The organism is Phytoactinopolyspora endophytica (genome assembly GCF_004138495.1).
Classification (GTDB): Bacteria; Actinomycetota; Actinomycetes; order Jiangellales; family Jiangellaceae; genus Phytoactinopolyspora; species Phytoactinopolyspora endophytica.
The window spans coordinates 165513-173452 of record NZ_ML142855.1 but is presented as its reverse complement, the minus strand read 5'-3'; the positions used below and the strand labels follow the sequence as shown (position 1 = coordinate 173452).

Here is a 7940-nt window from a genome sequence, read left to right as displayed (position 1 = left end):
CTGCGCGCGAGATCGTTCGGCCGGAAACGGAGCCGGCTCGCGGCCGCCATGACCCGATCACGGGTCTGATCGGCCACGTACGCGTTTCCGGAGAACACCCGGGACACGGTCTTCGCGCTGACCCCGGCAAGCCGGGCCACATCGGCGAGCGTCGCCCGGGACCTGGTCACGCGCGCCGGAGCCGGCAGCATGGCGGGGTCACCGCCGTCGCCATCGGGTTCCCCGGCCGCCGCCGGTGACCGCGTGTTGGGCTCGCTCACGCGGCAGAGCGTACCAGGAATTCGTCGCCTGTCGTCGTATGTCATCGTGGGACAGAGATAGTTCACCAGGTTCCAGCACAAGGCCATCCGCCGTGTCCTGAGCGGTAAATATGCACGACAACAGCACTCTAGATCTATCGAGACGCCGCCTCAACCCTATGTGTCAGCGTTGACACATAGGGTTGACGGGAGCGCTACCACAGGCGTACGTTCTCCAACACCCAGGCACGCTCGGGTCCGGCAGTCAGCACATTTCGGACCCGGAGCCGATCAGACCCTCTGACCACCGAGCCTCAAGCCACTCCACACACATCGGTAGGAGACCGTGATGGCAAAGAAGCACATCGTGGGCATTGCCGCGCTGGCCCTGTTCCTCGCCGCGTGCGGCGGTGACGACTCGTCGGACGACAGCGACACGAGCAGCGGCGACGGCACAGTATCCGGCGATCTCACGGTGCTGACACATCGCACCGACATCGTCGACACCGTCCTGGAGGACTACAAGACCCGGTTCCAGGAGACATATCCCGACGTCGACATCTCCTTCGAGGCGATCACCGAATATGAGGGCGACGTCTCCATCCGGCTCAACACCGAGGAGTACGGCGATGTCCTGATGATCCCGGCCGCCGTGACCCGGGATGAGCTGCCGGAGTACTTCGAGCCACTCGGCACGGTCGAAGAGCTCGGGGAGAAGTATCGCTTCGTCGAGGAGCAGGCCTACCAGGGCGACGTCTACGGCATCTCCATCACGGGCAACGCCAACGGGTACGTGTTCAACAAGCGGGTCTGGGAGGAGGCGGGCATCACCGAGCCGCCGACCACTCCGGACGAGTTCATCGAGGCTCTGAGAGCCATCGAGCAGAACACCGACGCCATCCCTTACTACACGAACTACGGCGACGGCTGGCCGTTGGGCCAGATACGGAGCAACATGGGCGTCCTTACCGGGCCAGAGGTCGAGAACGAAATGGCTCACTCCGACGAGCCATGGACCGAGGGCGAGGACATCCACCTGGTCGACTCGTTCGTGTACGACATCGTCGCCGAGGGCCTGGCCGAGGACGACCCCACCACCACCAACTGGGAAGAGTCGAAGAACCTCCTCGGCACCGGCGACATCGCGACGATGATGCTCGGCTCATGGGCGGTCACCCAGATGCAGGACGCCGCGGAGAACGTCGGCGCCTCTCGCGACGACATCGGCTACTGGCCATTCCCGGCGCAGACTGACGGCACGTTCCGCGTCCGCATCGGTGGCGACTACAAGATGGGCATCAACAAGCACTCCGAGCACAAGGAGGCCGCCCGGGCATGGATCGACTGGTACACCGAGGAGTCCGGGTACGCCACCGACGAGGGCGGTTTGTCCGTCCAGGTCGACGGTGAGCTGCCGGACACGCTCAGCGACTTCGAGCCGCTGGACGTCGAGTTCTTCGAATTGGCACCGCGTCCCGAGGGCGAGGAGAGCCTGTACTCCGACATCCACAACACCGCCGAGATCGACCTCGACGGCTGGCTCTACAACCAGAAGCTGATTGATATCGCCCGTGGCGCCGCTGACGGCGACAAGGAGTCCTACTTCGAGGAGCTGAACCAACGCTGGTCGGACGCCCGCGCCCAGGTGGCCGGCTGACCCGGCGAAAGGCTGTATCCATGGCGGTCAATACGACTGGGCGCCCGAACGACGACGGCTCGGGCGCCGGCGACGACCGGCAGGTCCTGGTTACGGCGGGCGGGGGCGATCAGGCTCCGGCCCGCGGCTCCGGATCCGCAGGTGCCTCCCCCGGCCGAGACACCACCCAGGGTCGGCGGACCACGCCCTGGCTGTTCCTGCTCATCCCGCTCGGCTTCCTGATCGTGTTCACCTACATTCCGGTGGGGAACATGGTCTGGTACAGCGTGACCTCCTGGGACGGGCGCGACCCGGTCAAGGAGTTCGTGGGCCTGGACAACTATGTCCAGATCTTCACCCGGCCCGAGCTCTTCGAGGTCTTCTTCGTCAGCCTGTACTACGTCGGCGGCTCGTTCGTACAGATGGCGCTGGCGCTGTATTTCGCCACGGTGCTGAGCTTCAAGACCCGGTTCCGGAACTTCTTCAAGGGCGTCATCTTCTTCCCCTACCTGCTCAACGGCGTGGCCATCGGGCTGGTGTTCCTGTACTTCTTCCGGCCCGGCGGGACGTTGGACGCCGTGCTGGCGCTGGTCGGTGTGCAGGAACCGCCACAGTGGCTCGGCGATCCGTCGATGGTCAACTACTCGCTGGCGGCCACATCCGTCTGGCGATTCATGGGGTTGAACTTCGTCCTCTTCCTCGGCGCCATCCAATCGATCCCGAGCGAACTGTACGAAGCGGCCGATATCGACGGCGCCAACTCCTGGGACAAATTCCGCTACATCATCTTGCCCGGGATCCGGCAGATCCTCGGGCTGTCGTTCATCCTGGCCATCTCCGGAGCGCTGTCCGTCTTCGAGATCCCCTACATCATGACCGGCGGCGCGAACGGCAGCGAGACGTTCGTGATCCAGACAGTGAACACGGCGTTCAAGTTCTCCAAGGTCGGGCTCGCCTCCGCGATGGCCGTCGTGCTGCTGATCATCGTGCTCGTCTTCACCTGGATCCAGCGCAAGCTGTTCGCCGACGACAAGGTGGACCTGGTATGACATCGACAACCGCGACCGTGCGCGAGAGGGCGCGGACGGGCAGCTCGAGCACCCACATCGCCCGTACGCTGAAGTACCTCTCGCTCGTGCTGGCCTGCGCCGTCGCGATCCTGCCGCTGATCACGGTCTTCATGGCGGCGCTCAAGGACACCCGGGAGTTCGCCACCACCGGGCCACTCGACCCGCCTGGCAACTGGTTCAACGTCGACAACTTCGTCACCGCGTTCACCCGCGGCAACATGATCCAGGGCTTCGTCAACACGACGATCATCCTGGTGGTCTCCGTGACCGGGGCGATCCTGATCGGCACGATGGCCGCGTACGCGATCGACCGGTTCGACTTCCGGGGCCGCAAGCTGATCCTGGTCGGGTTCCTGCTGGCGACGCTCGTCCCGGGGGTCACCACCCAGGTGGCGACCTTTCAGATCATCGACGCGCTCGGACTGTTCAACACCCGCTGGGCCGCGATCGCGCTGTTCATGGGGACGGACATCGTCGCGATCTACATCTTTCTGCAGTTCATGAAGTCGATCCCGAGATCGCTCGACGAGGCGGCGATGATCGACGGCGCGAACCGGCTGACCATTTACCGACGGATCATCCTGCCGCTGCTGAAGCCCGCCATCGCCACCGTCGTCATCATCAAAGGGATCGCGGTCTACAACGAGTTCTACATACCGTTTCTCTATATGCCGTCCAGCGAACTCGGGGTGATCTCGACGTCGCTGTTCCGATTCAAAGGGCCCTTCGGGGCGCAGTGGGAGGTCATCGCCGCCGGTGCCATCGTCGTCATCGTCCCGACGCTCGTCATCTTCATTTTCTTGCAGCGCTACATCTACAACGGATTCACCTCGGGAGCCACTAAGTGACCCACCATGCTGATGCCACCGCGACCCGACGCCCGCTCCACGACGGGTGGACGCTGCGAGCAGCCTCCGGTCCCGTCCCTCCGGGCATGCACGTGCAGGACATTCCGGCGACCGTGCCCGGGAGCGTCCACACCGACCTGCTCGCGGGCGGCCTGATCCCGGATCCCTACCTGGACGACAACGAACGACTGGTGGCCTGGGTCGGCCGCTGCGACTGGGAGTACCGCACCACCTTCCACTGGTCCCACGACGGACACGACCGTCATGACCTGGTCTTCGAAGGCCTGGACACGGTGGCCACGGTGACCCTGAACGGCCGTGAGATCATCCGCGCGGCGAACCAGCACCGTACCTACCGGCTCCCCGTCCACGACGTGCTGCTCGAGGGCGAGAACGAGCTCGTGGTGTCGTTCGCGTCGCCGATCCGCCACGCCGACCAGCAAAGCCTGGAGCTCGGCTACCGGCCGCACGTCAACCACCACCCGTACAACGCGATCCGGAAGATGGCCTGCAACTTCGGCTGGGATTGGGGTCCGGATCTGGCGACGGCCGGGATCTGGCGTCCTGTCACGCTGCACGCCTGGTCGACGGCACGGCTGGCGGCCGTCCGTCCGCTCACCACGGTCGATGGAACGACGGGCCGTGTCACGGTCCACGTCGACATCGAAGAGCCGGACACAACCATCAGCATGCAACGGCCAGGCGCCACCAATGCGCCAGAGCCGGCCGGCCAGTCCGCGGAGCGCGACATCGTCGTCTCGGTCGGCGAACACACCGCACGCACGGCCGTCGCTCCCGGCCAGACGTCCGCCGTCGTCGAACTCGAGGTGCCCCAGGTGCGTCGCTGGTGGCCGCGCGGGTATGGCGAGCAGCCGCTGTATCCGGTCACCGTGCGGGTGGACAGCGATGGCATTGTGACGGACGCGTGGCATGGCCGCGTCGGGTTCCGCACCGTCCGGCTGGACATGACACCCGATGAGCACGGCACGTCGTTCGTCATCGTCGTCAACGACCAGCCGGTGTTCGTGCGGGGCGCGAACTGGATCCCGGACGACGTGTTCGTCCATCGTGTCGGCCGCGATCGCTATGCGCAGCGAATCGCGCAGGCAGAGCAGGCCAACATCAACCTGCTCCGGGTCTGGGGCGGCGGCATCTTCGAGTCCGACGAGTTCTATGAACTGTGCGACGAACGCGGCATCATGACCTGGCAGGACTTTCTCTTCGCCTGCGCGGCTTACGCCGAAGAGGAGCCGCTCCGTGGCGAGATCGAGGCCGAGGCCCGCGACAATATCGTCCGGCTGCTCCCCCACCCCAGCCTGATGCTGTGGTGCGGCAATAACGAGAACATCTGGCTGTTCCACGATTGGAACTGGGAGGCGCAGCTGCAGGGCCGGACGTGGGGTCTGGGCTACTACACGGAGCTCCTGCCGGAGCTGGCCGCCGAACTCGACCCACACCGGGCGTACACGCCGGCCAGCCCATGGTCAGGCACATCGGATATCTATCCCAATGAGGCCGACCACGGCTCGTCACACCTGTGGGACATGTGGAACCAGCGCGATTATCTGGACTACAGGACATATCGTCCGAGGTTCGTCGCGGAGTTCGGCTGGCAAGGACCGCCCACGTGGGCGACGCTGGGTCGAGCCATCTCGGACGATCCGCTGACGCCGGAGTCGCCAGGCATGATCATTCACCAGAAGGCCTTCAACGGCAACGACAAGCTCACCAAAGGTCTGGTCCCGCACCTGCCGCTGCCCAATGACATGGAGGACTGGCACTGGGCGATGTCGCTGAACCAGGCCGCAGCGGTCCAGCTCGGCATCGAGCATCTGCGCTCATGGAGTCCGCGCTGCACAGGAAGCGTCGTGTGGCAGCTGAACGACTGCTGGCCCGTCACCTCCTGGGCGGCAGTGGACGGCGACGGACGGCCCAAGCCGCTGCTCTATGCGATGGCGCACGCATACGCCGACCGGCTGCTGACGATTCAGCCCCGCGATCACGAGCTCGCGGTGGTCGCCGTCAACGACAGCCCGGAGGCGTGGTCGGGCGACGTCACCGTGCGGCGGCTCTCCTACGACGGAACCGAGCTGGCCGCCGCGAAGGTCTCCGTCGACGTCGGCGCCCGGGTCACGTCGACGGTGCCGGTCCCCATCGATGTGGCCACACCGCAGGACAGCGCCGGTGAGGTCATCGTCGCGACATTCGGCGACGAGCGTGCCCTGTGGTTCTTCGCCGAGTACCGCGAGTCTTACCTTGCGGCACCGCGGTTGCGGGCTGATGTGGAACAGGTGAGCGACGCCGGCTCGCCCGGCCACGCCGAGTACCGGATGCATGTCACGGCCGAGAATCTGGTGCGCGACGTCGCTGTGCTGGCCGACAAGGTCCACCCTGACGCCCGCGTCGACGACATGCTCGCGACGATGCTGCCCGGTGAGCGGGTGACGTTCCGGGTCACCGCACCCGCCGGGGTCGATCCGGATGCCTTCGCCGCGCCGCGCGTGCTCCGGAGCGCGAATGATCTCGTCGGCGAAGCCTGACCACCATGGAGGACACAAGGAGAGCCGCATGACCGCGGATACCGGCCAGCAGGAGGCCCGCGAACCGGGCGCGGTCCGAGACTCGCTCGGTCCGGTGTGCGGAATGACCTGGGGGTGGACCGGGGTACGCGGCACCTGGGCGACACCCGAGGCGGAGCATTCGATGCGCGAGCTCGCCGAGGTCGGCGGTGTCAACTGGGTCACCATCGCGTTCGCAGCATTGCAGGCCAACGCTCACACGACAGCGATCCCGTTCCGGGACGAGCCGACGGTCACCGACTCGGAGATGCGCTGGGCGATCCACCGGGCCCGGGAACACGGCCTCCGGGTGTGCCTGAAGCCGACGGTGAACTGCGCGGACGGTACCTGGCGTGCGTTCATCTCTTTCTTCGGCGAGGATGTGCCCGGCGCGCCCAGCTGGACCGAATGGTTCGAGTCGTACCGCGAGTTCATCCTCCACTACGCGCGGATCGCGCAGGAGGAGGAATGCGAGATGCTGTGCGTCGGATGCGAGATGGTGCAGGCCGACCGGCAGGAGCAGCATTGGCGAGCGCTGGTCGCGGATGTCCGCACGGTCTACGACGGCCTGGTCACGTACAACTGCGACAAGTACCAGGAGGATCGGCTGACATGGTGGGACGCGGTCGACGTCATCAGCTCCAGCGGCTATTACCCGTCCGGGACCTGGACCGAGCACCTGGATCGGATCGGGCGTGTCGTCGAGCACTGGGGCAAGCCGTTCTTCTTCATGGAGGCCGGCTGCCCCAGCCGCACCGGTTCGGCCTCCCGCCCGAACGATTGGACGCTTCCGGGCGCGCCTTCCGGGTCCGAACAGGAGCGGTACTACCGGGAGATGTTCGCCGAGTGCGCCGAGCGGCCCTGGATGCAGGGCTTCATGCTCTGGGACTGGCCGGCCCGCCTGTACGGACCCGACGAGGCCGCCGGCAACGACGACTACTGCGTGTATGCGAAGCCGGCCCAGACCGTCGTCGCCCAGCATTACACCGCCGTCGCCAGGCAGTATTGACCGTGATCCGGGTGCGAGGTCCGCTCATCCAGCCGGTGTCTCACCCTGCATGACCGCGTACACCACCACGTTCTCCTGGTAGCCGCCGTTGTCACGCTCGTACGAGCCCCCACACGTGATCAACCGCAATACCGGCTCTTCGACTTCGGCCCAGATCCGCTCGTACGGGAGATCGTCCTTTCGGACGGTCTCCACGCCGGTGACGACGAAGGCACGACGGACGCCCGTCGCATCGTCGATGTGAACGACGTCACCGTCGCCGAGCGTGCTCAGCCCGAAGAAGACGTCTGGCCCGGCGACGGAGTCCACGTGCCCGATCAGTACCGCCGGGCCCGGCTCGCCGGGCCGCGGCCCGAGGTCGTACCACGCTCCGGTCCCCGGATCGGGCAGCTCCATGGCACCGTCGGGCTGGAGGCCGACCGGCACCAGTGACGTGTCGATGTCGGCGGCTGAGGCTTCGACAGCGACAGGCTCCGCGACCGCTGGCTCAGCCTCGGACCGTTCGGCGTCTTCCGCGCTCTCCTGTTCGGCGTCTTCCGTCGCCGGCTGCTCGACCTGCGGGCGATCGATCTCGATGCCC

The 7940-nt window shown here is 66.0% G+C and carries 7 protein-coding genes; 5 read left to right on the top strand and 2 right to left on the bottom strand.

Features of this window, described 5'->3' with window-relative positions; genetic code table 11:
• A partial coding sequence (locus ELR45_RS38000; protein WP_205856669.1) for a LacI family DNA-binding transcriptional regulator occupies positions 1-260 on the bottom strand: 260 nt, incomplete at its 3' end.
• Between the two features lie 328 nt (positions 261-588).
• On the opposite strand from ELR45_RS38000, the gene ELR45_RS15640 reads away from it, so the two are divergent.
• From ELR45_RS15640 to ELR45_RS15620, 5 genes are all read left to right on the top strand, one after another.
• Positions 589-1896, top strand: coding sequence for an ABC transporter substrate-binding protein (locus tag ELR45_RS15640; protein ID WP_129667239.1), 1308 nt, complete (start codon positions 589-591; stop codon positions 1894-1896).
• A gap of 20 nt (positions 1897-1916) precedes the next feature.
• Positions 1917-2924 carry a carbohydrate ABC transporter permease gene (locus tag ELR45_RS15635; protein ID WP_129667238.1) on the top strand — a complete coding sequence of 336 codons (1008 nt, stop codon included), beginning with the start codon at positions 1917-1919 and terminating at the stop codon, positions 2922-2924.
• Positions 2921-3793, top strand: a complete 873-nt coding sequence (locus ELR45_RS15630) for a carbohydrate ABC transporter permease (protein WP_129667237.1) — start codon at positions 2921-2923, stop codon at positions 3791-3793. Before ELR45_RS15635 ends, ELR45_RS15630 begins: the two co-directional genes overlap by 4 nt.
• Positions 3790-6333: a glycoside hydrolase family 2 protein gene (locus ELR45_RS15625; protein ID WP_205856668.1), complete on the top strand. Its 2544-nt coding sequence runs from the start codon at positions 3790-3792 to the stop codon at positions 6331-6333. The genes ELR45_RS15630 and ELR45_RS15625 overlap by 4 nt, the downstream gene beginning before the upstream one ends.
• A 103-nt stretch (positions 6334-6436) precedes the next feature.
• Positions 6437-7360: a glycoside hydrolase family 113 gene (locus ELR45_RS15620; RefSeq protein ID WP_129667353.1), complete on the top strand. Its 924-nt coding sequence runs from the start codon at positions 6437-6439 to the stop codon at positions 7358-7360.
• A 24-nt stretch (positions 7361-7384) separates the two neighbouring features.
• Here ELR45_RS15620 and ELR45_RS15615 read toward each other — a convergent pair.
• A partial coding sequence (locus ELR45_RS15615; protein WP_165367805.1) for a class F sortase occupies positions 7385-7940 on the bottom strand: 556 nt, incomplete at its 5' end.